The sequence below is a fragment of the Sodalis sp. RH15 genome (genome assembly GCF_047324255.1).
Lineage (GTDB): Bacteria > Pseudomonadota > Gammaproteobacteria > Enterobacterales > Enterobacteriaceae > Acerihabitans > Acerihabitans ligni.
Window position 1 is genome coordinate 2,870,798 of the sequence record NZ_CP178738.1, and the last position, 26,709, is coordinate 2,897,506.

Here is a 26,709-nt window from a genome sequence, read left to right on the forward strand (position 1 = left end):
CTCCTCGTTTTATTTCACGCCGCCCATGGTTAAGCCGCGGACCAGATGTTTTTGTACCAGCAAACCCAACACCAGCATCGGCAGCATCACCAGCGTGCCGGCGGCGGTAAGGGGCCCCCATTCCGTGCCCTGGAAGGTCAGGAACGACGTTATCGCCACCGGCAGCGTCTGGGTGGAATCGCCGGACAGGGTGAGCACGATCTGGAACTCGTTCCAGATGAAAAACAGCGTCAGCACGCCGGAGGCCGCCAGGCCGGTGCGGGCCAGGGGCAGCATGACGCGCAGGAACACCGTCCACTCCGAGGCGCCGTCCACCAGCGCCGCTTCCCGCAGCTCCGGCGGAATATCCTCGAAAAAAGTGGTGATCATCAGAATGGTGAAGGGCACGTTCGCCACGGTATAGACCACGATCAATACCCAGTAGCTGTCGGTGAGCCCCAGGGTGGTAATCAGGTAATAAACCGGGATCACCAGCATGATCACCGGCGCGAAGCGCAGGCTCATGACGAACTGTTTAGCCCGTCCCTTGCGCTCGATAAAAAACACCAATCCGTAGGCAAACAGCGCGCCGGTAAACAGGCACAGCAGGGTGGCGCTCAGGGAAATCAGCACGCTGTTGCCGAAGGCGCGGATAAAATCGCCGTTGCCCAGCACCTCGCGGTAGTTATCGAGGATCGGGTGGAACCACAGCTTCGGCGGCATGGCGAAGGCATCGATGCCGTTTTTCAGCGACATGGTCACCAGCCAATAAATCGGCAGCAGGAAAAACAGCAGAATCACCGCCAGCACCAGGTAAAACAGCGTGCGGCGCCCCAGATACTTTATCCGTTCAAACATCTTTCATTATCCGTTTACTGGCCAGGGAGAGGACTGCTATCACCAGCAGCGTATTGATGATGGCAATCACCACCGCCTCGCTGATGCGAAAGTCCTGAAAACCGGTGAGATAGGCGAACATATTGGTGGTTTCCGTCGCCAGCGCCGGCCCGCCGCGGGTCATGACATAAATCAGATCAAAGGACTTGAAGGCGTCTATCATGCGCAGAAACAGGGCTATCAAGATGATGGGCTTGATCATGGGCAGCTTGATAAACGCCAGCAGCCGCCAGCCGTGGGCGCCGTCCAGTTCGGCGGCCTCCAGCGGCTCCTGGGGCAGGGCGTCCAGGCCGGCGGATACCAGCAATATGATAAACGGCGTCCACTGCCAGACGTCCGCCAGGATGAGAGAAGCCATGGCGATGTCGGGATCCCCCAGCCAATCCACCGGCGCCATCCCCAACAGGCCGAGCAGATAGTTGAACAGCCCGGCACCGGGATCGTAAAAAATGCGCCAGATAAGTCCGCCGACGATGGGCGTGACAATCATCGGCAGCAGCAACAGCGCCCGCACCAGACGGCGGCCGAAAAAATCGCCGCTGATAAACAGCGCCACGGCGCAGCCCAGCACCAGTTCGATAAGCGTCGAACCGGCCACATATACCAGGGTATGCCACAAGGAGTACCACAGCCGCGGCTGTTGCAGCACATCGATGAAGTTGGCCAGGCCGCTGAAAACAAAGGGCGGCGCCGACATCAGGTCAATATTGTACACCGCCAGGTAAATGGAATATCCCAGGGTATAAAACGAGACCAGCAATAGTGCGATGAGCAGCGGCCAGGTAAACGCCAGGCGCGTGAGTTTGGCTCTCATGGCTTAGCGCGACAAGGCTTTGTCATTGTTGCTGTTGGCCTGCTGCAGCGCGCTTTCCACCGATTGCGTGCCCGCCAGCGCCTGTGACAGCGCAATGCCGGTATTATTGATAATCTGCGTGGACTGCGGCACTGCCGGCAGATAATTGGCATTGCCGTTTTTCAGCGCCGCCAGCATACCGTCCTTAAAGGCGCCGTAGCGCTTGGCGAACGCCGCGCTGTTGATGGCGCTAAGGGAACTCACGCCGGCATTGGGGTTGAGCTCGACGGATTTCATCTGCGTCTCTTTGTCGGTGGCCCAACTGATAAACTTCCAGGCCGCATCCTGATGTTTGCTTGCGCTGGCCAGATAGAGCCCGTGCACCTGCAGCGCGCCGCTGTTGCCCGGATGATTCCCCGGCTGGGCCGGAACCGGGGCATAACCCACTTTACCCACCACGCTGGATTCCTTCGGATCTTCGTTAAAGCCGCCGTTCACCGTGGAGTCGATGGTCATGGCCGCTTTGCCCTGCTGGAACACCAGTCGGTTTTCCTGCCAGCCGAAATTCGCCGCGCCGATAGGCCCATAGTTCTTCAACAGGCTGACATAGGCTTTGGTGGCTTCAATGGCCTGGGGCGAGGCGATGGCGGATTTCCTGCCGTCAATCCACTGCCCGCCGTAGCCCCACAGGAACGCCGCCCAGGCAAAGGTATTCTGGATGCCCTGTGCGCCGCGCAGGGTAATACCGGCAATTTTGCCGCCGCTCTTCTCCTTGATGGTTTTGGCCGCCGCCGCCAGATCGTCAAAGGTTTTCGGCACCGGGATGCCGTATTGATTGAACAGGTCCTTGCGGTACATCAGGAAGGTGCTTTCGCCATACACCGGCAGCCCGTAAAAGTGATTTTGGTAACGCAGGGTATCGGCATAACCTTTGACAAAATCATTGGCGTCGTAAAAGGCGGTATCCCCTGACATCCACTTGTCCAGCGGCAGGATATAGCCCGCGGACGCGTAACCCACGGCATGGACCCAATCGTCCATCACCACGTCGTAACGGCCGCTTTTGGAAGAAAACGCCAACAGCGCCTTGGAAGTCAGGTCGCTGTAGGGCACGATTTCCGCCTGCACCTTGATGCCGGTTTGTTTTTCAAACTCCGGCAGCAGGGCCTTGATGGAGTCGCTGGTACTGTGTCCTTCCAGCAGTACGCGAAGGGTTTCCTGGGCGCCGGCGTGACCGGAGAAGAACAACAGGGTGGTGACGGCCGCGCCGAGGCGAAGGGTCTTCATGCTCATGATATGACCTTTTGGTAGTAGGATTTCAGACGTGAACAATTTCGCCGCTGCGGGCGGAGTCCATAATGGCAAGAGTGATACGCAACGCCTCGCCGGCCTCTTCGCCGGTGGCCACGCTGGTGCCGCCGCTGCGCAGATCGCTGATGAACGCCATCAGTTCTTCCCGCAGATCCCCCTTGATTTCCCCCTGGCTCAGCGGCCAGTGCTGGGTATCGATATAGCGGTTCATCTCTTCGCTGGCGTAATAGAGGCCGGATTCGCCGCACTCCACCTCGAACAGGCCGCCGGTGGTCAGGATCGACATCTTGGCATCCAGCAGGGTGCGCGAACCCGCCGGCAGGGCCCAAGAACTTTCCAGGTTCACCACGGCGCCGTCGGCAAAACGGATAATGGCGAACACCGCGTCTTCCGTGCCCAAATGACCCAGGCGTTTATTGGTGGTCTGCGCATACACCGTCACCGGGCGGGTATGCTTGAGCAGCCACAGCACCATATCCACATCGTGCACCGTGACATGCAGCGGCAGCGGCAGGCTGCCGCCATAGCGGGCCGGTCCCTCGATGGCCGGGCTATTGCGCCGCGCCGCGATATGGCTGATTTCCCCCGCCTCGCCGGAGGCGATAATCTCCCGGGCGCGGGAATAACGGGGATCGAAGCGCAGCAAAAAACCGATGCCCAGCCGGACTCCGGCGTCGCGAGCGGCGTCGACGATCGCCTGGCCGTCCTCAAGCGTGGCGGCGATGGGTTTTTCCAGGAAAATATGCTTGCCGGCTTTAGCCGACGCCAGGGCCGGCGCCAGATGAAAGTCATCCTTGGTGCAGATGCTCACCATATCCAGGTCCGGCAGCGCCAGCATTTCCTGGTAATCGCTAAAGCATTGCACCGCCGGGATCCACTGTTTCAACGCTTCGCAGCGGGCCACATCCGGGTCGGCGATGCCGATAACCTCCACGCCGTACAACTGCTGATATACCCGGGCATGCATGGCACCCATAAATCCGGCACCAATCACGCCGACCTTGATAATGCGGTCTTTCATTCTGCATTCCTTCTTTTCATGGTTTCAGGAGTCCCTCGGGATGATGCCAAAAAGGGGGGTCCGGTAGGGTGATGATGATACAAATATCATGCCAGTATAATACCAGATGAATAATACTATTTAATTACATATACTTGTACTCATTCATGGCATTTTATTCGAGATAGAAGCTGGTAATTAGAGCGATAATGGCAGATTTTTAAGCACTATTTCAGTGCGCATTGTCACAAAACATGCGCAATTGTGGTGCCTTTGTTTTATTTTAAAATACCAGTTTACATATCTGGTATTAATATGCTTATCTGATCATCCACGCTGAACTAGCAAGAAGGACTGGGTAGGTTATGAACCTGAGCGGGCTCGAACATCAACTGGTTGTCTCCTGCCAACCCGTTTCCCTGGGGCCGATGGACCACCCGGATATCGTGGTGGCGATGGCGAAAAGCGCCGAACTGGCCGGCGCCGGGGCGGTGCGCATTGAGGGCATTAACAACATACGGCAGGTGGCGAGGAATTTGCATATTCCCATTATCGGCATCGTTAAGCGGGATCTGACGGATTCACCGGTGCGCATTTCCCCTTTTCTGCAGGATATAACCGATCTGGCCGCCGCGGGGGCAAGTATCGTGGCTTTTGATGCCACCCATCGGGTTCGGCCGGTGCCGGTGGAGGAGCTGTACCGGCGGGCGAGGGCGCTGAAATTGACTATCATGGCGGACTGCGCCACCCTGGCGGAGGGCATTGCCGCAGCGCAGCTGGGCTGCGATCTTATCGGCACCACCCTGTCCGGCTATACCGAGGAAACCGCCGGGCAGCCCATGCACCGGCCGGATCTGGAATTGATAGCCGCCCTGGCGGCCCGCGGCTACCGGGTCATGGCGGAAGGCCGCATCCGTGAACCGGCGCAGGCGGCGGCGGCTCTTGAAGCCGGCGCTTTTGCCGTCACTGTCGGCTCGGCCATCACCCGGGTGGAACATATTACCGAATGGTATCTCAGCGCGCTGGCGGGCGCGGAAAAACGGAGCAAGGGCGTATGATTCTGGCCTTGGATATCGGCGGCAGCAAAATCTCCGCTGCACGCATAGAAGACGGCGGCATTGTCGAGCGGCATCAGGTGCCGATGCGTTATAACGAAGAGGCGTTTCTGGAAGCCGTCCGGGAAGTGGCCGATTTCGGCCGTCCGCCGGAGAGGGTGGCGGTGGCGGCCACCGGCTTTTTGCATGACGGCAAGGTATTTTCAGTGAATATCAATACCATTCCCTTTTGGAAAGGTTTTCCGCTGCAGGCCGTGCTGCGCCGCCAATTCGCTTGTCCGGTGGTGATGCTTAACGATGCACAGGCGGCCGCCTGGGGCGAATATCTGCCGCGACGGGACAGGGTAAACAATCTGCTGTTTATCACCCTATCTACCGGCGTCGGCGGCGGCTTGATCTGCGACGGACAGTTGAGCACCGGCCCTCACGGGCTGGCGGGACATATCGGCCATGCCTCCGTCAGCATCCCGCCGCTGGACGCGCCGGTCCCCCCGTGCGGCTGCGGCCGCACGGATTGCCTGGAGCACGTGGCCTCCGGCACCGCCCTGGCGCGCCAGGCCCAGGCATTGCTGGGAAAGCCCATGGACAGCCGTGAGCTGTTCAGCCGCATCCCGCAGAATGAACGCGCGGCGGCCATTGTGGATAATGCCGCCCGGGCGGTGGCCCAGGCCATCGCCAACTGCCTGATGCTGATGGATATCGAAGAAGCGGTGATCGGCGGCAGCGTCGGGCTGGCGGCGGACATGATCGAACGTATCCGGCGGGAACTCGATGGGCTGCCGGCGCTGTTCCGCCTGCCGGTAAGCCGCGCCATCGCCGGCGCCGATGCCGGTTTGCTGGGAGCGGCCGATTGGGCGCTGCGGGCGGCGGGCTGAAGGCGGAATTCTGGTTTACCCCCGCCTTTTCTCTCCCCAGCTGTAATGCCTGAGTGCCTAATATTGAGCATTTATTGCATATTGCTGAAGGCTGATTGCCTGATGGATCCCTCGTGTACAGACCTCCCTATCCCTTGGCGGGCGTCGGCACCTGCGGGTTTCCTCCGCGCCGGGCAGCGCTCATACTTTACGTATTTTTCGGCGGCGTTTCCCGCTGCAATTCCACCAAAAAATCATAGCTGTCGCCGCGATACCAGGTATGGGTGTATTCAATGGGCCGCCCGTCCTCCAGATAGCAGTGGCGCTCCACGTGCAGCGCCGGGCTGTGGGGCGGCAAATCCAGCAGTTGGCTATAGGCCTTTGACAGCGGCTCGGCCCGGATGCGCTGCAGCGCCCGGGTCGGCATGGTGCCTCCCTGTTGAAACACCCGATACAACGAATCCCCCATGGCCCCGAGGGACGGGATAAACGCCTGCGGCACCACGGCGATTTCCACCGCCATCGGCCTGTCGTCCACGGTGCGCAAACGTTTCAGCCGGTAAACCAGCGCGCCGGGGCTGAGATTCAGCGCGATGGTCTCCGACGGCGTGGCCTGGATCAACTCCTTCTCCAGCCAGCGGGTGCCGGGCTGGTAACCGCGGGACAGCATATCCTCGCTGAAGCTGGTAAGGGAGGAGAGGGGTTTTTCCACCCGGCCGGCCACGGTACTGCGCGCGCCGCGGCGCTGGACTATCACCTGCGCCTGCGCCAGCTCGCTCAGCGCCCGCCGCACGGTGACCCTTGACAGGCCAAGCCCTTCGGAGAGCTCCCGTTCGCTGGGAATGGCATAGCCGGCTTTAATCACGCCGCTGTCCACCATTTCCCGAAAACCCTGCTCAAGGCGCTGATACAAAGGCCCAGCGCCGGGATTGGCGGCATCGCAATGTTTTTTCAGCATATCCATCAATTTCAAGCTCATAGGTAGGCTACTGGGTTTGCCGGCCGGGGAAGATACCCTCATTTTAATAGATTATGCCGGCAAAAATCTGTATTTGTTGACAAAGATTTGCTGCGGGACATAAGCCGGCAGCAATTTAACCCCGGTCAGGTCAAGTTGAAGCTCGTGCTTATCGCAACCTCGCTGTTATTGATAGGTAACGTTACCAAGGAGAAACGCCGGCATTAAGAAATCAATGATTTTAGGTTGTCTAACAGCAATATTAATGAAGTGGTATTAAGTAAATTGTCATCAAACGGAATACGTTTCGTTTAACTTACCGATATGGTAATAACCTGTTTTTTTCCCGTAAGATATTAACATGACATTCTAAAAAACATGCACCTCTTAACAATAGCTCTCGATGGGGAACGTTACTGTATTCACGATGAACAAAGGTATGTGTTTGTCAGACTACGCGTGGATGTCGCGGGTTTGAATGACCATTAAATTCAAGGAGGATTATGGCAAGAGCACTGGTATGCCTGGGGGACAAAACCAGCTTTGGGAAAGTGGTGTCCGCAACCGCCACATGGCATGAAGGAAATAAGCCCATCGCGCAAAGCGGGGATAAGGCTTCGTGCAGCAAGTGCAACGGAAACTTTCAGATAATCGCCTCGGCGGTTGACTGGGGTGAGAAACAGCCCTATGCCGCTACCGGCGACCGGGTGGCCTGCGATTGCTCAGACCACTATGTGTTTGGATCCGCCACACAATACACCAGCACCGGTACGCATTCTGCGCTAACCCTTACTACGCAGGCATTGTCAGTACAGACTGAGACAAGCGACTCACGGCATCACGTTCGCTACCATTGTGCCGATCTCAATGGCCAAGCGCTGAGCTGCCGCCGGTATCTTCTTATCTTCCCTGACGGGGATGAAGAAGCAGGCATAACCGATAACCAGGGGCATACAGAGTGGCACTTCGCCGATACAACCGAGAATATCTGCCTGCGTATTTTAAAGGATTAAATTATGCCAGTGTATAGGGTTCACACCAAAATAAGCTCCAATGTCCCACCGAGCTATTTATTGTATGATTTATGTATTTACCGAATGGATTCGAAACGCAATAAACACTCAATCATTGAGGTGAAACAGCAGGCGCTACAAAGTAATTACGAGACGCAAAGACATCCCACCAAGGACATTAATGATGCGCTTTCCGTCCTCTATATCATGGAAGTCGTTCTATTCCGGAAAACCCTTCTGAAAACGATTCGTGATTCCGAGACGCCATTCAGCCGATTGTATACGCTACAGGAATTGACCACAGGAAAAGCATTCTCTGCTATTGATTCTGAAAACCCTTGCTATTTTGAAACCACCGGTCAAACCCGTCCGGTCAGTGAAGGAGAAAACACCAAGATTGTTAGAATCTTCGTTCCGGAAAGGCCGTTTATTGCGAAGGAATATCCTCTAGGCAGTCCGTTTGATCCATTCGAAAAGAAGAAAATTGAAGGGCAGATTTTTTCTCGATTTCATCACATGGATTATCCTGATCAGGGGGAAACCAGTTTATGCGGTCCCGCGGCATTTTTTTATTGCCTGCAAATGGACCGACCGGATATCTATGCGCAGGCGGCGCGGGAGCTATGGCGCTACGGCAGGACAAAAATAGGTGAATTGTATATAACACCCAGTGAAGGCTGCCGGCATCCTAAAGGTTCTTTTTACGATAGCAGGGGTTCTTCACGGGTTTCCGGGCTGGACTGGATGATGCTGGCTGGGCTAAGGGACTCGGGAAATGCCATGATGCGTTATGATAATGTCGATGATAAAGTGGCCGGCATTACCTTGTGGGGCAAGCTGACGGAATGGTTCGAAAAGGCCGGATATGAAAAAGTGTTTGGCAATGTGGGATTTTCGCACATCAATCAGCAGGGTGTGGAAATATTAAATGAATATGCCGGTAAAGGATATAGGGTCGTTACATTAATATCTGATGGAATGTTGGCAACATATCCTTCAATTTTGCCGATAAAAAACCATTGGGTTGTGTGGAGTGACCAAGTGAGGGTAACAGGTGGATTACCTGTGGTACGTAATACCGATAGCAATGACAAGGTTGATTTAAGAGTGTTTTCATGGGGAGATGCAGGTGTGAAGCTAAAAAATAATTATACCATTAGGGATTATTGTGAAAGGACTTTCGGAGGATTGGTTTTTAAACCGATATCATAAAGATGAAATACAGATTTGTTGCTATATCGATAATTTTTTTTGTGACGGCATGTACTTCTACCAAGGTGAGTTTCAAACCTGCAGAAGATTATTTGCCAAATGCGCAACTTAATCAATATTATTCCGGTGTAATATTAGCAAATTTTAATAGTAATGGTGAGCTATTGCCTTTTTCTAAGAGAAATTCGAGTGTAAAGATAACTCCAGTAGATTCCGGTCTATATTCTGAACCGGATTTTGAAAACTGCTCTAATGCTGATAAATCCAATAAATGTGGATATCATGATTATATTTTAATCAAAGGGATGCCACGCAAACGTGGAGAGGTACAAGTAGAGGTTACAGTACGTACACCACCAAATATGTATACAAAAGCTGGATATTTTAATAAATATTATTCCATAAAAATAGAATGATAAGACAAACATTCATTTTTATACGCTTCAATAAGTGATTTTTATGCATGGACAGGTGGGGTATATAACGCCTAGTGAGGGCTGTCGGCATCCTAAAGGTTCTTTTTACAATAATATCGGTTCGTGTTGACGGGGCCACGTCAGGAACTATGTACCCTGGGAAAATGTTTGATAAAACCTATTTTATTAAGGTAATAAATAATGAATGACTATGAGCGAGTCCGTTTATAAAAGGAAGTTATCGAATAATCCTGATGGTATTTTTATAAGAAACCTGTTCAGACTTCCAGAGAGTGCAATCTCAAGTCTTGCGAAAAAAAAAGCAACCCATGTGATCTGCTTGCCGGAGTGCATGGTTAAGTTAATAATTATGGATTTGATATGTAATATTCTTATAAATACAATGAATTCAACTTAGTGCCTCGTTTACCTATGAGAAATTTATCAGCGAACTTGCTAACAAGATAGACACAAGCAACCGTGGAAAAAATTGAAAATAGCCTTATCAGCCAGGTATCAAAATGAAAAATGCAAAACAGAGACAGCCAGAAAATCGCACTGCCCAAGAGCCCACCTAGTATATCCAGGACATTGCCTAATGCCTTTCTACCGATGAAATTCACTCGCTTTAGTATCAACTATTTTCAGGAGTCTGTTAACACCTGTCATCCCCTACCTTCACTTCACAGCTCAGGCATCAACGTAATTTATCAATAAAGCCGGCAGGCTTCATGACCTGCCGGTGAAACAAGGTTTAATGCAATATATTGCTTTCAGGAGTATCATCAATACAACTATGCACAATCAATTCCATGGCTTCGATTCTCCACTCCGTTAGCTGTGGCGGTTCAGTAAGGAAATCAGGGTCAACCATGTCACGTAAAAATTCGTAGGCATATTCAGGACCCTGTTCCAATCCGTATTCAATGATATGATCCGCTTCGACTTGCCAAGCAATTTTAATTTCGAGGGCATCCAATGCCAAGGTTTGATTAACACCATTGGACAAGCAGAAGTTTTGATAAGCCAGTGCGGCAACGCGGCGATAGAGGGCGATGCGAAGTTCAGTGGTAAGAATGGCGGTATTCATAGGACGATTTCCTTAGAGTAAAAATCTTACTGCCACCGGAGCTGCAAATCTCTTGGGTGGCAGCCCAGACAGGGTTTGCAGTACCGGCCTCTAAGGATACCGGCCAACCCGAAGGTCGCCTTACCTGGACTACCATTGTTGCCATGGACAATAACAAATTTGTATCAGCAATAACAGATAGACCAAAGCCTCGACATAAAAAATCACGCTGGGCGCGTGAAGTGTCGCCTTAAAGATTCTCGGGCTGCAAATCCCGGCTGACGATTTATCGGCAGCAAAAGAATTATATTAAATTACGGATAAAAAAAGAAGTTATCCAGAAGGAGAATTGATTTCGTTTAAAAAATGTTTATTGCATAAACAAATTACTCATTAAATTAATATTGCTCAAAGTATGTAAAATATTTTCTTATTGGACTAACTGTAATCATCCTGTTTGAACATGTTCTTAAGTCTATCCATCACTTTTAGGCGCTTCGGTTGAATAATCGGCTTGCCGGTCGAGAAAGTACTATAATTTAATAGATTACGCCGGAAAAAATTTGTTTTTTTGACAATAAGTTGCAGCAGTGCGCATGGAAAGTGTGAACACATCCGCCGGATGACAATTTTGTCATCCGGCGGTCATGGAGCGGGGCGGGTTGATTTGGCATGCTGATGCCATATCATGAAAAGGAGATCCTATGATTTTAATAATCCTGGCCTATCTGGGCGGCGTGTTGACCATCGCCAGCCCTTGTATATTACCGGTTCTGCCGTTTGTTTTCGCCCGGTCGGATCAATCCTTTGTGCGCTCCGGACTGCCGCTGCTGGCGGGCATGGCGCTCACCTTTAGCCTGGTGGCCACCCTGGCGGCGGTGGGGGGCGGATGGGTGGCGTCGGCCAATCAATATGGCCGCTGGCTGGCGCTGGCCCTGATGGCGCTGTTCAGCGTGACGCTGCTGATGCCGCGCCTGGCGGATCGGGTGATGCAGCCCCTGGTGTCGGCGGGCAACCGCATGAACGACCGTCTTTCTTCCGGCAATAAACAGGCGCCCATCGGCGTATCCTTGCTGCTGGGCGTGGCCACCGGTTTGCTGTGGGCGCCCTGCGCCGGCCCGATCCTCGGTCTGTTGCTTACCGGCGCCGCCCTGCAGGGGGCCAGCATCGGCACCACGCTGTTATTGCTGGCCTATGCCGCCGGCGCGGCCACCTCATTGACCCTGGCGCTGCTGATCGGCGGCAAGGTGTTCAGCATGATGAAGCGTTCGCTCGGGGCCGGCGAATGGATCCGGCGCGGCATCGGCGGCGCCATGCTGGTGGGAGTGGTGGCTATTGCCTTAGGCCTGGATACCGGCGTACTGGCGCAGATTTCAACCGCCTCCACCGGCGGTATCGAACAAAAGCTGCTGGACCGCTTCACGCCGAGCGACAATCATGGCGCTGCCCCGGCACTGGCACAAACGTCGGCGGCCGGCGCCACGCCGCAAACCGTGGCGGATATCTCGCCTATGCTTACCGATGACGGCCCCATGCCGTCCCTGGACGGCGCGGTGCAGTGGCTGAATTCTCCGCCGCTCACCGCCGCGCAGCTGCGTGGCAAAGTGGTGGTGGTGGATTTCTGGACCTACTCTTGCATCAATTGCCTGCGCGCTTTGCCTTATGTAAAAGCCTGGGCCGCCAAGTATCACGATCAGGGACTGGTGGTGATCGGCGTCCATGCGCCGGAATTTGCCTTCGAACGGGATATCAATAACGTGACGCGGCAGGCCAATAAGCTGGGAGTGACTTACCCTATCGCCATTGACAATAACTACCGCATTTGGCGCGCGTTCAATAACCAGTATTGGCCGGCCCATTATTTTATCGACGCCAAAGGCGAAATTCGCTATGAGCATTTCGGCGAAGGGGAATATGCGCAGTCGGAACAGGTGATTCAGCAGCTGTTGCGGGAGGCGGGGGCGCGTAACGTCACTACCGCCATCAGCCAGGTGCAGGGGCAGGGGGTGGAGCAGGCCGCCGGCGGTCTGCAGGACGTATCGCCCGAGACTTATCTGGGCTATATGCGGGCGGAGAATTTCGCCTCGGGACAGGCGGTCAACGATGCGCCGGCGGATTACAGCCTGCCCGGGACGCTGTCTTTGAACGATTGGGGGCTCGGTGGGCGCTGGACGGTGGGCCCGGAAAGCGTGACGCTGAACGGCGACGGCGGACATATCGTCTACCGCTTCCACGGCCGGGATCTGCATTTGGTGCTGGGCCCGACCAAAGACGGCAAACCGGTACGCTTTCACGTTACGCTGGACGGCAAGGCGCCGGCGGGCGCCCACGGTACCGATGTGTCCCCTGAGGGGGATGGCACGGTAACCGAGCAGCGCCTGTATCAATTAATTCGCCAGCAGAACAGCACGGGCGAGCATACCTTCGACATTGAGTTTCTGGATGCCGGTGTTTCAGCTTACGCCTTTACCTTTGGTTAACGGCCGTGGGGACTATCATGACTAAACGATTTTTCTTTCTCGCTTTCCGGGGCCGCCGCGGTGTTTTGGCGGCGGCAGTTGCCATTACCGCGCTGCTGTGGCAGTGCATGGCCTGGTCGTCGGGCGGCGCTGAAGACGCGGTAAAGATACCGCCCCCGGCCCGCGATGAGGCCGCCGTCACGGTGCATGCGGAGACCGCCGTGCTGGCGGGGGGCTGCTTTTGGGGCATGCAGGGGGTATTCCAGCATGTTAATGGCGTGACCGGCGTGGTGGCGGGCTATACCGGCGGATCGGCGCAAAATGCCAACTATAACGCCGTCAGCGGCGGCGACACTGGCCATGCGGAATCGGTGGAGGTGGTGTTCGATCCGACCAAGGTGTCCTACGGCACCCTGCTGCAGATCTATTTTTCCGTGGCCCACAACCCGACGGAGCTTAACCGGCAGGGGCCGGACAGCGGCACGCAGTACCGCTCGGCGATTTTTCCGCGCTCCGCCGCGCAGCAGCAGGTGGCGCAGGCGTATATCGCCCAGCTGAATGCCGCCCATGTGTTTGCCGCGCCGCTGGCGACCCGTCTCGAAAAAGGGGATTTTTACCCGGCCGAGGCCTATCACCAGAATTACCTGACCAATAATCCCGAGGCGCCGTATATCGTTATTAACGATTTGCCGAAGGTAGCGGCGCTCAAGCAGATTTTCCCGGCCCTGTATCGCGATCACCCGGTGCTGGTGAAGGTGCAGGAGTCGTCTTATCGGCTGCCGCCGATATAAGCAAGCATGTTGCCCGGACAAAGCGCGGTTTTCCTTTAGAAGACCGCGGACAGGGTGTTCGTGGTGATAGAGGAATTTTAGAATTTTTCATTAAAATAGACATCGTTATGCTAAATGACGATTTAGAACTCTAAATCTTCAAAATGTAACGGCTGATGTTAATTAAAAAAAGATAACAAAACATAAATTTTCAAAAATAGAGTCATCTAAATCACAGGAAATTATTTTATTTCTTTGATATTAAGTTCCTTAAACTATAACGTTGATCCTTGGATGAGCCGGATTTATGATTGATAAATCAGACGGAATGCGCCACCAATGTCCGGGGTAAAATTATTATTACTTTACGCCGTAATTATTGTTTGAGTATGTATTATCTATGCATAAAGTAAAGATATTTCCATTAGCACGCTTCCTGTTTATTGTTATCAATTACTCTTTTCTTTATTTCATATTGTTCCGGGCTTAACCCACCATTGGCACTGTGCCGAAGATAATGGTTATAGTCGATTTCAATATAGCTGAACACCGCATCTTTCATCATTTGTCTGGTGGTAAAATGTTCTCCGTGGATTAGTTCAACCTTCAGGCTATGGAAAAAACTTTCCGCACAAACATTATCATAACAACATCCTTTCGCACTCATACTTGGCTTTAACTTGTTTTTTTCAGTATATTGCTGTAATCTTGGGAGCAATATCGACTACCTCGATCAGTGCGCACAATAATATCACGAGGTTTTTTCCTTCTTTGTAACGCCATTTCCAAAACGTCGCAGGCCAGTTTTGCCGTCATCCGTTCAGACATGGACCAACCCACTATCGCTTGCGAATAAAGATCCATAATAACAGCAAGATATAACCAACCTTCTTCTGTCCACAAGTACGTAATGTCACCTACCCATTTCTGATTCGGGATGTCAGCGTTAAAGCATTGATTCAACAGGTTAGGTGCCACCGGCAGACTGTGATTACTATTCGTCGTGGCTTTAAACCGCCGTGCTGCACGCGCTTTCAACCCCTGGCGACGCAGACTATCCGCGACTGTTTTGCGATTCCAGCCAAAACCAGCTTCACGTAAGTCCAGGGTGAGTCTCGGCGCGCCATAACGCTGTTTGGCTTGATTAAATGCAGCAAGGATTTGGGTATCGCGGGTTTGCCTGGCCTGCTGGCGAGATGACGGTACTCTTTGACGAGGCAGCCAAGCATAGAAACCACTGCGAGAAGCATGCAACACACGCCTTGCTTTTTACCTTAAATATTACCTGATGATTTTTCATAAACACATACTTCATTTCAGGCGATTGGCGAAGTAGGTGGCCGCCTTTTGGAGAATGGCCAATTCCTCATCTTTCTCAGCGAGTTGGCGCTTAAGGCGGGCGATCTCGGCGAGTTGCTGTTGTTCCCGCTCACCGTTGTTGTTCTGCTGGCGTGTTTTAGAACGCCACGTATAAAGTTGTGATTCATAGAGATTGAGTTCTCGGGCAGCTTGGGCCACGCCAACAGTGTCGGCCAGTGCCAACGCTTGCTCGCGAAACTCGGGCGTGGATTGATTACGCGGCTTATTTTTAGCAGCTGTCGATTTTGTCATGGAACACCTCCGTAAATGAGTTTACCTCACTTAACAGTGTGTCCGTCAAATCTGGGTAGGATCAACAAGTATGGGTTGGCCATAGTGACTGGCACCGCTGGAGTTTCGCGAAACGTTGAAGCGCTCTATCCAATGAAGTACACTAAGTAAGTCCTTTAGCGTTCAGACGGTTACGTCTAGTCGGGCGATTAGCCAGACTCTAACTTATTGTTGGGTTTCGTGGTTGCGGTAGTCGTTCTCCGCAGCCGCTGATAAACCTTCGCGGCTGCGGAGAACGACTACCGCATCCTTTAGTAAAGGGCAGTGGCAAACCAACGTACCGGTTTGCCACATTTTTTTCTAAACATGTCTCTGCTTTGCCTGAGGATCTGGGATGCGCCTTCACCTTTATTCTAAAATGATTGAGATCCAGTCACTTAACCGCAGGCAAATTGACAGGTTCCTTTTCAATGCACCCAACCGATATAAGGTTTATAGCATTCCTAAACGAAATGGTGGAGAAAGAATAATTGCCCATCCATCGCGTGCGCTCAAGGCTTTTCAGTATCACCTTATTCATATTCTGGAATCCCATTTTCGGGTCCACTCGAGCGCTGTTGCTTATAAAAAAGGATCAGGGATCAAGCAAAACGCAATCTTGCATGCTGACAACCCTTACATTCTTAAAATGGATTTCTCGAATTTTTTCAATAGTATCACGCCTGAACTACTTTTTATGGCGTGTGCATGGAATGAGTTTGAGCTCTCATGCGCTGAAGAAAGATTATTAACAAAAGCACTATTCTGGAACAAAGCAAAAAATCAGTCGGGAAGACTATCTTTAAGCGTCGGTGCTCCCAGCTCACCACTCGTATCAAACATCATAATGTATCTCTTTGATGAAACGTTTACTAAACTGTGTGAACAATGTGGAATTATTTACTCCCGTTATGCTGATGATCTTACATTTTCTACGCATCACAAAAACATCTTATTCACTTTGCCAGATGCGGTTAGGACCTTTCTCAACAAGCAATACCACAACAGAATAACGTTGAACGATCGTAAAACCATCTTTACTTCCAAAGCCCATAACCGCCACATAACGGGCGTAACGCTGACGACGCAAGGTACATTGTCTATAGGTCGAGATCGAAAGCGATTTATCTCCTCTCTCATCCATAAATACACACTTGGTTTGCTTGAGCCTGAAATGACCTACTACCTGCAAGGGTTATTGTCATTTGCCTTCCATATTGAACCCGAATTCAAGACCAGCATGGTCAGAAAATACTCTGACCGTACCGTCATAGAACTGATAAAACTGAGGAAAGCGGATGGAACATATAGCGAAAAATAAATTCATTAAGCTTGCCTTAAAAGCCCGAAAGGGCGATATCAATGCGGCTTATCAGCTTTATACCTACTATCACAGTGGTCGGTTTGTAGAGGCGGATGTTGTTAAAGCGCGTGAATATCTTGAGCTTGCGTTAACACAATTTCGGCATCAGAAAATTGAACTCTCGTTACTGTCTCTCCTCAATATCAAAATTGTAGATCGTCTCAGTCTGGAATTTACAAACGGGCAGGTCCAGGTGCTGGTAGGCAATAATGGGGCAGGTAAAACGACTGTACTGGATGCTGTTTCCCAAAGCCTTAGTTGGCTTATACAGCGGATTGTCCATAAAGGCGGAAGAGCTAAAGACATTGATAAAGCAGATATCAGTCTGGGTAATAATGATGGCTACGGTTCCGTAATAGCAAAAGTAAAGCTTAACAAAAATTACAACGCGACGCTTGAATTGTGTGAAGTCGAGGAAGGTAGCATCGTAAATAAGAAAAGTTATTACTCTGACTTCACTAGGTTGGGACATCTGTATAAGTTAGCATGTGAGGCCGATGAGCGTTTTGAACTTCCAATTCTGGCATACTATGGCGTGATGCGCTCTACCGACATCAATGCAAGGGATGTGGTCGAATTCGATGAAACCTCTTCCAGTGAAATAGCCAGCCGTTTTGACGGATACAATAATGCACTTTCGGGTAAGGCAGATTTCAAAAGTTTTTTCCGCTGGTATAAGCGCCTCGATGACTTAGTCAGACACGAGTCAGGGAATACCCCAAAGATTGATCCCGATATTCTTGCTTCGCTGGAGGCGTTAGCTTTAACGGACACAAAATCTCGGCAGAAGCTTGATGAGCTTATAGCAAGTATCAAATCACGCCAGGGACCTGAAGAAAGCAGTAGCGCTAAAAAAACGCAATTAATAATTAATAGCGCCATTCCACTATTCATGGAAGGCTTCAGTAATTTGAACGTTGAACTGAAACCCACCCTTCATCTTTCAGTTGCAAAAGATAAGAAAAAAATTAATGTCCTTCAGCTTTCTCAAGGAGAGAAGTCATTACTCGCACTTGTCCTCGATGTCTGTAGAAGGATGATTTTGCTTAATCCGTTATCGGAAAATCCGCTGCTTTCTGCGGGGATCATACTAATTGATGAAATTGATTTACATCTTCACCCTGAGTGGCAACGCAACATTCTCAAAAATTTGAATACGGTTTTCCCTAATTGTCAGTTTATTGTCTCTACGCACTCTCCTCAAATTATTAGTGAAGTAAAGCACGATCGAATTTTTATGCTTGGTAAAGATGAGAACGGCAATTTCAACAGTTCTTCTCCTGAACAATCATATGGTTTGACATCCAATCAAGTACTCAATGAAATCATGAATACAGGCAGGCAAAAATTAGACCGCTCACCTGAAGTTCAGAAAAAAATTGATGACATTTTTAAGCTCATTTCCAATGGCGAACTTGAGGCAGCAAAACGTAAAATTGCCGAGACTGAACATGAACTGAACGGTGAAATCCCTGAGTTTGTTAGTGCTAAATTTGATATTGAGCTTCACGGATGGGACAAGGAATGAGGGAGATAAGCAAAGCGGCTGAACCACGTTTACTCCAAGAATATCGTTTAGGTGGGGGAGAATATGATGGACCTGATTTTACTCATGTAAAGGATACCATCAGAGCATCATTGCTGGCTGAACAAGGGCATCTGTGCGCCTATTGTATGGTTCGCATAACTGCGTCTAATATGAAGGTCGAGCACTGGGCGTGTCAGTCAGATTACCCGCTCCTTCAGCTCGATTATTCAAACTTGTTAGGCTGCTGTATGGGATACGAGGGTGAGCGGTTTGTCAGTCAGACGTGCGACAGCCGTAAAGGAAATCATGCGCTTAAATTCAATCCTAGTAGGCCGCAAGACCGAGTCAACGCACTGATAAAATATGACGGCCTAGGAAAGATCGACTCAACTGATGAAGAGTTCGCCGGACAAATAAATGGAGTCCTGAACCTGAATAAAGAACGACTTGTTCAAAACCGCTCTTATATACTAACGTCCTTGCGCGTAAGCCTTTCATGTAAAAATGGTAAACGTACCAAGGCCGAAATCCAGCGGCTGTTAGATGAGTATCGTATTCCAAATGCGCAAGGGAAGCTTAGAGAGTATTGCGGTCTAGTCGAAGCATATCTCTCAACCAAGCTGTAACTGAATCAAGCAACTGATATGTCTCACATCCTAAGAACAAATGTAAGCAAGTGGTGATCTTGCGTTGCTTGATAGAATTGCCGCATATATTGGTCGGTTTTCATCGAACAACGTTAGCCGACAGTAATGGCATCCCTGGTATATTCGCCGTTCACCAGCCGCAGCAGGTTCAGCGGGTTGGCATCCTGCAGCGGCGGCGGCAAGAGTTCCGCCGGCCAGTTTTGCAGGCATACCGGCCGCTGGAAACGGCTGATGGCCAGGGTGCCGACGGAGGTGCCGCGGGCGTCGGAGGTGGCGGGCCAGGGACCGCCGTGCACCATGGCGTCGCTCACTTCCACCCCTGTGGGGTAGCCGTTGAACAGCACTCGGCCGGCTTTATGCAGCAGGCGCCGGCACAGGGGGCTGGTCAGCGGTAAATCCGCCGGCTCCGCCAGGATCGTGGCGGTGAGCTGTCCCTGCAAATGGTCAAGGGCAACCAGCAGTTCCTCAAGATCGGCCACTGTTACCACTACCGCCAGCGGACCGAAGACTTCCTCCTGCAACACCGGGTCCATGGCGGACAGCAGCAGATCTTTATCTCCCTGATAGAGCCGGGATGCCGCCTGGTTATCGGCGGACTTGCCTTGCGCCAGCCGCCGCAGCGCCGGATGCCGGTCCCAGCGCGCCACGCCCTGCCGGTAATTTTCCAGGATGCCCGCATGCAGCATAAACTGCGGCGGGGCGGCATTGACCCACCGGGTCAATTGGCCGATAAACCGGTCAAAATCCTCTCCGGCCACGCCAATAATCAGACCCGGCTTGGTGCAGAACTGGCCCGCCCCCAGGGTAAAAGAGCCCACCAGGTCCTTGGCAATCTGTTCGCCCCGCGCCTTTACGGCGTTGGGCAGCAGCAGCAGCGGGTTGACGCTGGACATCTCGGCAAACACCGGGATGGGCTGCGGCCTCCGGGCCGCCAGATCAAACAGCGCCCGTCCGCCTTTCAGGGAGCCGGTAAAGCCCACCGCCTGAATTTCCGGCGCCTGCACCAGTTCGGCGCCGATAAAGTCGCCATAAATCATGTTAAACACCCCCGCCGGCAGGTTTTGCGCCAGCCGGGCCCGCTCAATGGCCAGGGCAATGCCTTCGGCGGTGGCCGGATGGCCGCTGTGGGCCTTGAACACTACCGTGCAGCCGGCCGCCAGGGCCGAGGCGGTATCGCCGCCGGCGGTGGAGAACGCCAGCGGGAAATTGCTGGCGCCGAATACCGCCGCCGGGCCGAGGGGCAGTTGATACTGGCGCAGATCCGGCCGGGGCAGCGGCTTGCGGCCCGGCAGCGCCGTATCGATACGAACATTTTCCGTATCCCCGCGGGCCAGCAATCGGGCAAACAGGCGCAGCTGACCGCTGGTGCGGGCTTTTTCTCCCTGCAGACGGGGCAGGGGCAGAGCGGTTTCCAGATGTGCCAGCTGCAGGAAGCTGTCATCCAGGGCATCGATTTCGTCGGCGATGGCATTTAAAAACCGTGCGCGCCGGGCGCTGTCGGTCTGGCTGTAGGCCGGGAAGGCGGCAGCCGCGGCCTGCGCTGATAAGCGGGCTTCCTCGGGGGTGGCCTGTGCATAGTCATGGCCGGTGGGTTCGCCGGTGGCGGCGCACAGGCTGTGAATGATATCCCGGCCCGCGGCCACCCGTTCACCGGCGATAAACTGTCCGCCGGCGGCGGCGGTGTGTGAAACAGACATGGTGCTCCTCCCGATGGCAGGCGCGCATGAGGATGCCTGCCCTGTTGACACATAGGGTTACCTTGACGGTTATTACCGGCGGCGGCTTGAGGATTTTCGACGTGCCTGCCGGCGAAATCGGCACAGCGGACGGCGTAGCACGGCATAATCGGCTTTCGCTAACGCGTGCGGCCGGATAAAGATTTTATACCCGCAGGCTGGCGCGAAAATCGCTGGGGGTGGTGCCGGTCATGGCCTTGAACTGGCGGCTGAAGGCGCTGTGATCGGTATAACCGCACTGCAGGGCGATATCGGTGATGGGCAGGGCGCCGCTTAACAGCTCGGTGGCCTTCTCCAGCCGGATTTTGTGGATTATCTGGCGCGGGGTGAGCTGAAAAATACGTTTGCAGTAGCGTTCGATTTGCGCCACGGACAGGCCGGTAATCCGGGTCAGCTCTTCCATGGCCACCGGGCGATGGAAATTAAGCCGGATATGGCTCTCCATGGCAAGCAGGCTCTGGTAAGACGGGTGATTGGCGCGGGTCTCCTGGAGATCGTGGGAGATGCCCGCCATGCCGATTAGCCTGCCCTGGCGATCGTAGAGAGCCAGTTTTTGCGTCAGGCACCAGCCGGTTTTGCGGCCGCTGTAGAAATGCAGCTCCAGTTGATCCTCGATAGGCACGCCGGTGCGCATCACCTGGAAATCCTGCTCGATATAACCCACGCCCAGCCTGGAGGGAAATACCTGTGCCGAGGTTTTCCCCAGCAGCGCGTCGACGTTCTTGAATCCGCAACGGGTCGCCAGGGTCTGGTTGGCCATCAGATAGCGCGCTTCGCCGTCCTTGATAAAAAATACCACGCCGGAAATGGCGTCCAGCAACGGCAGCAGCAGCGCGACGGCGTCCAGCAGGCTGTCCATGTCTTCGGGCCGACGCTGCGTCAGACCGGCACGGAGCGATGAAAACGTCCGGCGCGCGGACTGCGCATCGGCCGGGTTATCGCTGTCCTCGCCGCCGGCGGGTAGCCGTGAGGACGGAATATCAACTGGCGCTGACCACATAAGGACCGTCTCTTATCGCTGGATCAACAGGGAACTGGTGCAACAGGAATGAGGTAAGCATGCCTGTGCCGCCGGGTGGAGTAAAGCGTCCGGGCGATAGGATTTGATTATATAGGGTAAAATTCAAGTTGCCGGAAGGCTGCTACGTGAAGTATGGCGTGTATAAACCAGCGGCGGGGCTATGCCGTTTTCTCCATATGTGCTGTGGAAAGGCATCAAGCGCCGGCGGGGGCAATGGGTCCACTCTGCTTTAACACTCGCAAGAACCACCGGGGGCAGCTGTGACATTATCTTCTCGTTATACCGCGGTACGCGCCATCGATTCCCATACCGCCGGCGAACCGACCCGCCTTATCATCGAGGGATTTCCCGATCTAGGTCAGGGTAGCATGGCGGAACGCAAAGCGCGTCTGGCCGGGGAGTTCGACCCATGGCGAAAAGCCGTTATTCTCGAGCCGCGCGGCAACGATGTACTGGTGGGGGCGCTGCTGTGTACCCCCTGTTCGTCCCGGGCCGCCGCCGGCGTGATTTTTTTCAATAACAGCGGCTACCTGGGTATGTGCGGCCACGGCACTATCGGTCTGGTGGCTTCGCTGGCCTATCTGGGACGGATTTCCGTGGGCGAGCACCTGATTGAAACGCCGGTTGGGGATGTGCGGGCCACCCTGCACGACGACGGCAGCGTGACGGTGGAGAATGTGCCCGCCCGCCGCGCCGGGCGGCAGGTGGCGCTGGAAGTACCGGGTTATGGCCGGGTCTGCGGCGATATCGCCTGGGGCGGCAACTGGTTTTTCCTGATAAGCGGACACGGGCTGGCGGTGGATACCGGCAATCTGGAGGCGCTGACCGCTTACGGCTGGGCGGTGCGCCAGGCGCTGGAGCAGCATAATATTACTGGCGATGACGGCGGGCTTATCGATCATATCGAGCTTTTTTCCGACGATGCCCATGCGGACAGCCGCAGCTTCGTGCTCTGTCCGGGCAAGGCGTATGACCGTTCCCCTTGCGGCACCGGCACCAGCGCCAAGCTGGCCTGTCTGGCGGCGGACGGCAAATTGCAGCCCGGCGAGCAATGGCGGCAGGCCAGCGTTATCGGCAGTGAGTTTACCGCTTCGTACCGGCGTCTTGATGAGAATCAGATTATACCCTCCATTCGCGGCTCGGCGTTTGTCTGCGGCGACAACACCCTGCTGCTGGATAACCGGGACCCCTTTGTCTGGGGTATCGGCTGATGGGGCAAAGCCAGGGGGCCGATGCCATCGTCATCGGCGCGGGCATTATCGGCGCCGCCTGCGCCCGTCGCCTGGCGGCGGACGGCATGGACGTACTGCTGGTGGATAATCAGGGGAGCGGCGCCACCCAGGCGGGCATGGGGCATCTGGTGTGCATTGACGATAATCCGGCGGAACTGCGGCTTAGCAGCTACAGCCTTGGGCTGTGGCGGGAACTGGTGTCCGACTTGCCGGATGACTGTGCCTGGCGGGGATGCGGCACCCTGTGGCTGGCGGAAACCGACGAAGAAATGGACGTGGCGGCGGAAAAACAGCGGCGGCTGTCGCACTGCGGCGTTCACAGCGAAATGCTGACTCCGTCCCAGGTGGCGCAAATGGAACCCGCCCTGCGCTCCGGCCTGGCGGGGGGATTGCGGGTGGCGGGGGATGGCATTTTGTATGCCCCGGCCGCCGGCCGCTGGCTGGCATCACAGCCGGGCATCACCCGGTTGGCGGGGGAAGCGGCGGCCATTGAGGGAGACGTGGTGATATTGGCAAGCGGAGAGCGTCTAACGGCGCCGGCCATCGTCGTCGCCAACGGCCTGGGCGCCGATGCGCTGCTGGGCAGCCGTTTTCTGCGGGCTAAAAAAGGCCATTTGGCCATTACCGATCGCTATACCCCCATGGTGCGGCACCAACTGGTGGAACTGGGCTACGGCGCCAGCGCCCACGCCGCCAGCGGCACCTCGGTGGCGTTCAATCTGCAGCCCCGTCCCACCGGACAGCTGTTTATCGGTTCGTCGCGCCAGTTTGACTCTCTCGATCCGGCCGTGGACGGCGAGGTGCTGGCCGCCATGCTGGCGCGGGCGCGGTCATGGATGCCGGCGCTGGCGGAAATGAACATTATCCGCTGCTGGACCGGGTTTCGCGCCGCCGCCGCCGACGGCTTGCCGCTGCTGGGTCCTCACCCTGATTATCCCGGCCTGTGGCTGGCGCTGGGACATGAGGGGTTGGGGGTGACCACCGCCCTGGGCAGCGCCGCCATTATCGCCGCGCAAATCCGCCAACGGCGGCCGGAAATAGACGATACGCCCTATCTGCCCGCGCGGCTGCTTACCACGGATTCTACCTCCCATTCAGTAGAGGAGACGCCATGACGCTATTGATTTCCATCGTGGTGGACGGGCAGTTTTTTACCGTTCCGGCCGGAATAACCGTGGCGGCCGCCCTGGCCTATACCGATAAGCAGACCACCCGATGCTCGGTGTCCGGGCAGTGGCGAACGCCGTTTTGCGGCATGGGTATTTGCCAGGAGTGCCGGGTGACCGTTAACGGACTGCGACGCCCGGCGTGTCAAACGATTTGCCGGGAAAATATGCATATCGAGAGGATTCAATAGTCATGCTTGACCTGGACTTATGCCTATCGAGAGGATTCACCCGCCATGCTTGACCGGGATTTCAGCTGTGAGCTGCTTATCGTGGGGGCCGGCCCGGCCGGCATGGCGGCGGCCTGCGCCGCGGCGAAAAGCGGCATAAACATCATCATTCTGGATGACAATCCCTTTCCCGGCGGCCAGATCTGGCGCGATGGCCCGGCGGTAAGCCTGCCGGAAGGGGCCCGGCATTACCTGCGGCAGCTTGATCAACTGCCTAACGTCTCCTTGCTCTGCGGCGCCAAGCTTATCGCCCCGGTAGGGGACAAACGGTGGCTGTATGAGCAGGAGACCGCCAGCGGCATTATCCGCTATGAGCGGCTGATTCTTTGCAGCGGGGCGCGGGAACTGCTGTTGCCGTTTCCTGGCTGGACCCTGGCGGGGGTCAGCGGGGCGGGAGCGCTGCAGGCCTTTATCAAGAGCGGGTTGCCGGTGAAAGACCAGCGAATCGCCCTGGCCGGCAGCGGACCTTTGCTGCTGGCGGCGGCGCAGGCGGTCAAAAAAGCCGGCGGCAAGGTGGTTTTACTGGCGGAGCAGGCGCCCGCGCTGCGCCTGGGGCGGCTTTTCCTGGGCCTATGGCGCTGGCCGGACAAGCTGCGGCAGTCCTTTTCCCTGACCGATCCGCATTATCGGTTCAACAGCCATGTGCTGGCGGCGGAAGGCGAGGGCAAGGTAGAACGGGTGATTGTCCGCCAGGGACGGCGGCGCATAAGCGTGGCGTGCGACCGGCTGGCCTGCGGCTTCGGTCTGCTGGCCAATATTGAACCGGCTCTGGTGCTGGGCTGTGCCATTGAAGGACAGGCAATACGGGTGGATGAGTGGCAGCAAACCAGCCGGGCGGGTATCTACGCCGCCGGCGAATGCGCCGGGGTCGGCGGCAGCGAACTGGCGCTGGTTACCGGCAAAATCGCCGGCTATGCCGCCAGCGGCAACCGGGAAGAGGCCGCCAGGCTATGGCGGGAACGCCGTCACTGGCGGCGATTCGCACGGGGGATGGAACGCGCCTTCCGCCTGGACGGCAAGTTAAAGCAGTTGTCCCGGCCGGACACGCTGGTGTGCCGCTGCGAAGACGTCGCCCTGCAGCAGATTTCCGGCGCGGCGGACTGGCGGCAGGCTAAAATTTACAGCCGCTGCGGCATGGGCGCCTGCCAGGGCAAAGTCTGCGGTGGCGCGGCGCGTTTTTTGCTGGGCTGGCCGCTGGCGACGCCCCGCGTACCGCTGGCGCCCGCTAGGCTGTCTACCCTGGTCAAAATGGGGGAGGGGGCGGATAAAAACCCCTAGGGGGCAATCGGCGGATTTTCCCCGTCCCGGGACATCGACACGCGGCGGCTATAGATCATCCTGTCACGCGCGGTTTTATTTCCTTCGCTTGTTCCGGGCCTGGAAGCATGTCAGGATACCGTTTCGTATACCATATCGCTTATTCCGTTTACTGAGGTCATGATGTCCCTTTCCCTGCTGAATCCACCGAATCTGGGTGCTGCGCCCTCGGCGTCGGAGGTGATCACCAAACATTTGCGTGAGGCGATTATCGCCGGCCATTTCGCCGACGATGAGCCGATCCGGCAGGATGATATCGCCCGTCTGTTCAACGTCAGCAAGATCCCGGTGCGCGAAGCGCTGAAGAGGCTGGAAGCCGAAGGGCTGGTGCAATTCTTCCGCCACCGCGGCGCGATGGTGGTACGTATCTCCGAGCAGGAGCTGGCGCAAATCTTTGAAGTGCGCATCCTGCTGGAAGTCCAGGCCATACGGCTGGCGCTGCCTAATCTCACCGCCGATCATCTGGCCCGGGCGCAGGCCATCTGCGATCAGTTTATCGCTGACGACGACGTGGGCCGCTGGGCGGAGCTGAACTGGGCTTTTCACTGCTGCCTGTATGAAGCGGCGCAGCGCCCGTTTCTGGTGAACCTTATCCGTTCCATCCATGACAAGATTGAGCGTTTTTTGCGTATGCAGATGAGCCTGTCCCCGGACGGCAAGATGCGGGCCGACCGTGAACACCGGGCGATCCTCGCCGCCTGCGGGCAGGGAAACGAGGAACAGGTGACGCAGCTTATTGAACAGCACATCATCGGCGTGTGCCAGACGCTGCTCACCTATTTGCCCAAACCCCATGACCGCCGGTCCTAAAGCGCGTAAAACCTCAGCGCAGCCGCTCAAACGACGCGGCGCCATAAGCCGCTAAAGCCTGGTAGCGGCATGGACCTGCTGCGGAGCCGGCCAAACTCTTGTTGCCTTGACGGTCGCATATGCTCTTTCCCTTGTTCCCCAGGGCGCCGGGTTGCACCATTAAAGCGCGCCGGCATGGCGCATGTCGCCTTTCCCATCCTGTCCCATTGACTGCCGCAGTACCTCTCTAATCCGCCATAAATTT

The 26,709-nt window shown here is 54.9% G+C and carries 24 protein-coding genes and 1 pseudogene; 15 read left to right on the plus strand and 10 right to left on the minus strand.

Annotated features, from left to right (window positions below; genetic code table 11):
* Positions 1-9: 9 nt before the first annotated feature.
* The 4 genes from ACL2XO_RS13220 to ACL2XO_RS13235 are packed head-to-tail and all read right to left on the minus strand — an operon-like array spanning position 10 to position 4,001.
* Positions 10-837 (minus strand): carbohydrate ABC transporter permease, encoded by an 828-nt coding sequence (locus ACL2XO_RS13220; protein ID WP_132921898.1) that lies wholly within the window; start codon positions 835-837, stop codon positions 10-12.
* Entirely contained in the window at positions 830-1,690 is an 861-nt protein-coding gene (locus ACL2XO_RS13225) for a carbohydrate ABC transporter permease (RefSeq protein ID WP_132921897.1), read from the minus strand. The genes ACL2XO_RS13220 and ACL2XO_RS13225 overlap by 8 nt, the downstream gene beginning before the upstream one ends.
* A 3-nt stretch (positions 1,691-1,693) precedes the next feature.
* Complete coding sequence (locus tag ACL2XO_RS13230; RefSeq protein WP_413742911.1) at positions 1,694-2,962, minus strand: ABC transporter substrate-binding protein; 1,269 nt, start codon at positions 2,960-2,962, stop codon at positions 1,694-1,696.
* A gap of 25 nt (positions 2,963-2,987) precedes the next feature.
* Positions 2,988-4,001 (minus strand): Gfo/Idh/MocA family protein, encoded by a 1,014-nt coding sequence (locus tag ACL2XO_RS13235; RefSeq protein WP_413724249.1) that lies wholly within the window; start codon positions 3,999-4,001, stop codon positions 2,988-2,990.
* Positions 4,002-4,345: 344 nt separating this feature from the next.
* On the opposite strand from ACL2XO_RS13235, the gene ACL2XO_RS13240 reads away from it, so the two are divergent.
* Positions 4,346-5,038: an N-acetylmannosamine-6-phosphate 2-epimerase gene (locus ACL2XO_RS13240; RefSeq protein ID WP_413724250.1), complete on the plus strand. Its 693-nt coding sequence runs from the start codon at positions 4,346-4,348 to the stop codon at positions 5,036-5,038.
* On the plus strand, positions 5,035-5,910 hold the full coding sequence (locus ACL2XO_RS13245) for an ROK family protein (RefSeq protein WP_413742912.1): 876 nt from the start codon (positions 5,035-5,037) through the stop codon (positions 5,908-5,910). The genes ACL2XO_RS13240 and ACL2XO_RS13245 overlap by 4 nt, the downstream gene beginning before the upstream one ends.
* 187 nt (positions 5,911-6,097) lie before the next feature.
* On the opposite strand, the gene ACL2XO_RS13250 is transcribed toward ACL2XO_RS13245, so the two are convergent.
* Positions 6,098-6,868, minus strand: coding sequence for a GntR family transcriptional regulator (locus tag ACL2XO_RS13250; protein ID WP_413742913.1), 771 nt, complete (start codon positions 6,866-6,868; stop codon positions 6,098-6,100).
* A gap of 482 nt (positions 6,869-7,350) precedes the next feature.
* On the opposite strand from ACL2XO_RS13250, the gene ACL2XO_RS13255 reads away from it, so the two are divergent.
* The 3 genes from ACL2XO_RS13255 (at position 7,351) to ACL2XO_RS13265 (ending at position 9,488) form a co-directional block, all read left to right on the plus strand.
* Complete coding sequence (locus ACL2XO_RS13255) at positions 7,351-7,860, plus strand: PAAR domain-containing protein (RefSeq protein WP_413742914.1); 510 nt, start codon at positions 7,351-7,353, stop codon at positions 7,858-7,860.
* 84 nt (positions 7,861-7,944) lie between these two features.
* Entirely contained in the window at positions 7,945-9,072 is a 1,128-nt protein-coding gene (locus tag ACL2XO_RS13260; protein ID WP_413742915.1) for a hypothetical protein, read from the plus strand.
* A 2-nt stretch (positions 9,073-9,074) separates the two neighbouring features.
* Positions 9,075-9,488, plus strand: coding sequence for a hypothetical protein (locus tag ACL2XO_RS13265; RefSeq protein ID WP_413742916.1), 414 nt, complete (start codon positions 9,075-9,077; stop codon positions 9,486-9,488).
* A gap of 754 nt (positions 9,489-10,242) precedes the next feature.
* Here ACL2XO_RS13265 and ACL2XO_RS13270 read toward each other — a convergent pair.
* Entirely contained in the window at positions 10,243-10,578 is a 336-nt protein-coding gene (locus ACL2XO_RS13270) for a DUF5375 family protein (protein ID WP_413742917.1), read from the minus strand.
* Positions 10,553-10,735: an ash family protein gene (locus ACL2XO_RS13275; protein ID WP_413742918.1), complete on the minus strand. Its 183-nt coding sequence runs from the start codon at positions 10,733-10,735 to the stop codon at positions 10,553-10,555. Before ACL2XO_RS13275 ends, ACL2XO_RS13270 begins: the two co-directional genes overlap by 26 nt.
* A 526-nt stretch (positions 10,736-11,261) precedes the next feature.
* Here ACL2XO_RS13275 and ACL2XO_RS13280 point away from each other — a divergent pair.
* Positions 11,262-13,037 carry a cytochrome c biogenesis protein DipZ gene (locus ACL2XO_RS13280; protein WP_413742919.1) on the plus strand — a complete coding sequence of 592 codons (1,776 nt, stop codon included), beginning with the start codon at positions 11,262-11,264 and terminating at the stop codon, positions 13,035-13,037.
* 17 nt (positions 13,038-13,054) lie between these two features.
* A complete protein-coding gene (gene msrA, locus ACL2XO_RS13285) occupies positions 13,055-13,807 on the plus strand; it encodes a peptide-methionine (S)-S-oxide reductase MsrA (protein ID WP_413742920.1) in 753 nt (250 codons plus the stop codon).
* Between the two features lie 403 nt (positions 13,808-14,210).
* On the opposite strand, the pseudogene ACL2XO_RS13290 reads toward msrA, so the two are convergent.
* Positions 14,211-15,397: pseudogene (locus ACL2XO_RS13290) on the minus strand (IS3 family transposase).
* A 373-nt stretch (positions 15,398-15,770) separates the two neighbouring features.
* Between ACL2XO_RS13290 and ACL2XO_RS13295 the strand changes: the two are divergent.
* Genes ACL2XO_RS13295 through ACL2XO_RS13305 form a run of 3 tightly spaced genes read left to right on the plus strand, consistent with a single transcriptional unit; the run spans position 15,771 to position 18,932 of the window.
* Positions 15,771-16,736, plus strand: a complete 966-nt coding sequence (locus ACL2XO_RS13295; protein ID WP_413742921.1) for a retron St85 family RNA-directed DNA polymerase — start codon at positions 15,771-15,773, stop codon at positions 16,734-16,736.
* A complete protein-coding gene (locus tag ACL2XO_RS13300) occupies positions 16,714-18,306 on the plus strand; it encodes an AAA family ATPase (protein WP_413742922.1) in 1,593 nt (530 codons plus the stop codon). The genes ACL2XO_RS13295 and ACL2XO_RS13300 overlap by 23 nt, the downstream gene beginning before the upstream one ends.
* Positions 18,291-18,932, plus strand: a complete 642-nt coding sequence (locus ACL2XO_RS13305) for a retron system putative HNH endonuclease (RefSeq protein ID WP_413742923.1) — start codon at positions 18,291-18,293, stop codon at positions 18,930-18,932. The genes ACL2XO_RS13300 and ACL2XO_RS13305 overlap by 16 nt, the downstream gene beginning before the upstream one ends.
* Before the next feature lie 113 nt (positions 18,933-19,045).
* Here ACL2XO_RS13305 and ACL2XO_RS13310 read toward each other — a convergent pair whose 3' ends face one another.
* Entirely contained in the window at positions 19,046-20,650 is a 1,605-nt protein-coding gene (locus tag ACL2XO_RS13310; RefSeq protein WP_413742924.1) for an aldehyde dehydrogenase (NADP(+)), read from the minus strand.
* Positions 20,651-20,834: 184 nt separating this feature from the next.
* On the minus strand, positions 20,835-21,689 hold the full coding sequence (locus tag ACL2XO_RS13315) for an AraC family transcriptional regulator (protein ID WP_413724258.1): 855 nt from the start codon (positions 21,687-21,689) through the stop codon (positions 20,835-20,837).
* A 281-nt stretch (positions 21,690-21,970) separates the two neighbouring features.
* On the opposite strand from ACL2XO_RS13315, the gene ACL2XO_RS13320 reads away from it, so the two are divergent.
* The 5 genes from ACL2XO_RS13320 to ACL2XO_RS13340 all read left to right on the plus strand — a co-directional run bounded on the left by ACL2XO_RS13320 (position 21,971) and on the right by ACL2XO_RS13340 (position 26,465).
* Positions 21,971-22,921 carry a 4-hydroxyproline epimerase gene (locus ACL2XO_RS13320; RefSeq protein ID WP_132921881.1) on the plus strand — a complete coding sequence of 317 codons (951 nt, stop codon included), beginning with the start codon at positions 21,971-21,973 and terminating at the stop codon, positions 22,919-22,921.
* The gene (locus ACL2XO_RS13325) at positions 22,921-24,057 is read left to right on the plus strand and encodes an NAD(P)/FAD-dependent oxidoreductase (RefSeq protein ID WP_413742925.1); all 1,137 of its coding nucleotides are present in this window, start codon (positions 22,921-22,923) and stop codon (positions 24,055-24,057) included. The genes ACL2XO_RS13320 and ACL2XO_RS13325 overlap by 1 nt, the downstream gene beginning before the upstream one ends.
* On the plus strand, positions 24,054-24,299 hold the full coding sequence (locus ACL2XO_RS13330; RefSeq protein WP_413724260.1) for a 2Fe-2S iron-sulfur cluster-binding protein: 246 nt from the start codon (positions 24,054-24,056) through the stop codon (positions 24,297-24,299). The genes ACL2XO_RS13325 and ACL2XO_RS13330 overlap by 4 nt, the downstream gene beginning before the upstream one ends.
* Before the next feature lie 45 nt (positions 24,300-24,344).
* Positions 24,345-25,616: an FAD-dependent oxidoreductase gene (locus ACL2XO_RS13335; protein ID WP_413742926.1), complete on the plus strand. Its 1,272-nt coding sequence runs from the start codon at positions 24,345-24,347 to the stop codon at positions 25,614-25,616.
* 162 nt (positions 25,617-25,778) lie between these two features.
* Positions 25,779-26,465 (plus strand): GntR family transcriptional regulator, encoded by a 687-nt coding sequence (locus ACL2XO_RS13340; RefSeq protein WP_132927763.1) that lies wholly within the window; start codon positions 25,779-25,781, stop codon positions 26,463-26,465.
* Positions 26,466-26,709 lie beyond the last annotated feature (244 nt).

Coding starts and splice junctions, on each gene's coding strand:
- ACL2XO_RS13265 (WP_413742916.1), top strand. CDS start 9,075: ATGAAATACAGATTTGTTGCTATATCGATAATTTTTTTTGTGACGGCA.
- ACL2XO_RS13255 (WP_413742914.1), top strand. CDS start 7,351: ATGGCAAGAGCACTGGTATGCCTGGGGGACAAAACCAGCTTTGGGAAA.
- ACL2XO_RS13295 (WP_413742921.1), top strand. CDS start 15,771: ATGCGCCTTCACCTTTATTCTAAAATGATTGAGATCCAGTCACTTAAC.
- ACL2XO_RS13330 (WP_413724260.1), top strand. CDS start 24,054: ATGACGCTATTGATTTCCATCGTGGTGGACGGGCAGTTTTTTACCGTT.
- ACL2XO_RS13260 (WP_413742915.1), top strand. CDS start 7,945: ATGGATTCGAAACGCAATAAACACTCAATCATTGAGGTGAAACAGCAG.
- ACL2XO_RS13250 (WP_413742913.1), bottom strand. CDS start 6,868: ATGAGCTTGAAATTGATGGATATGCTGAAAAAACATTGCGATGCCGCC.
- ACL2XO_RS13335 (WP_413742926.1), top strand. CDS start 24,345: ATGCTTGACCGGGATTTCAGCTGTGAGCTGCTTATCGTGGGGGCCGGC.
- ACL2XO_RS13225 (WP_132921897.1), bottom strand. CDS start 1,690: ATGAGAGCCAAACTCACGCGCCTGGCGTTTACCTGGCCGCTGCTCATC.
- ACL2XO_RS13310 (WP_413742924.1), bottom strand. CDS start 20,650: ATGTCTGTTTCACACACCGCCGCCGCCGGCGGACAGTTTATCGCCGGT.
- ACL2XO_RS13235 (WP_413724249.1), bottom strand. CDS start 4,001: ATGAAAGACCGCATTATCAAGGTCGGCGTGATTGGTGCCGGATTTATG.
- ACL2XO_RS13240 (WP_413724250.1), top strand. CDS start 4,346: ATGAACCTGAGCGGGCTCGAACATCAACTGGTTGTCTCCTGCCAACCC.
- ACL2XO_RS13315 (WP_413724258.1), bottom strand. CDS start 21,689: ATGTGGTCAGCGCCAGTTGATATTCCGTCCTCACGGCTACCCGCCGGC.
- ACL2XO_RS13245 (WP_413742912.1), top strand. CDS start 5,035: ATGATTCTGGCCTTGGATATCGGCGGCAGCAAAATCTCCGCTGCACGC.
- ACL2XO_RS13230 (WP_413742911.1), bottom strand. CDS start 2,962: ATGAGCATGAAGACCCTTCGCCTCGGCGCGGCCGTCACCACCCTGTTG.
- msrA (WP_413742920.1), top strand. CDS start 13,055: ATGACTAAACGATTTTTCTTTCTCGCTTTCCGGGGCCGCCGCGGTGTT.
- ACL2XO_RS13325 (WP_413742925.1), top strand. CDS start 22,921: ATGGGGCAAAGCCAGGGGGCCGATGCCATCGTCATCGGCGCGGGCATT.
- ACL2XO_RS13340 (WP_132927763.1), top strand. CDS start 25,779: ATGTCCCTTTCCCTGCTGAATCCACCGAATCTGGGTGCTGCGCCCTCG.
- ACL2XO_RS13300 (WP_413742922.1), top strand. CDS start 16,714: ATGGAACATATAGCGAAAAATAAATTCATTAAGCTTGCCTTAAAAGCC.
- ACL2XO_RS13270 (WP_413742917.1), bottom strand. CDS start 10,578: ATGAATACCGCCATTCTTACCACTGAACTTCGCATCGCCCTCTATCGC.
- ACL2XO_RS13305 (WP_413742923.1), top strand. CDS start 18,291: ATGGGACAAGGAATGAGGGAGATAAGCAAAGCGGCTGAACCACGTTTA.
- ACL2XO_RS13220 (WP_132921898.1), bottom strand. CDS start 837: ATGTTTGAACGGATAAAGTATCTGGGGCGCCGCACGCTGTTTTACCTG.
- ACL2XO_RS13280 (WP_413742919.1), top strand. CDS start 11,262: ATGATTTTAATAATCCTGGCCTATCTGGGCGGCGTGTTGACCATCGCC.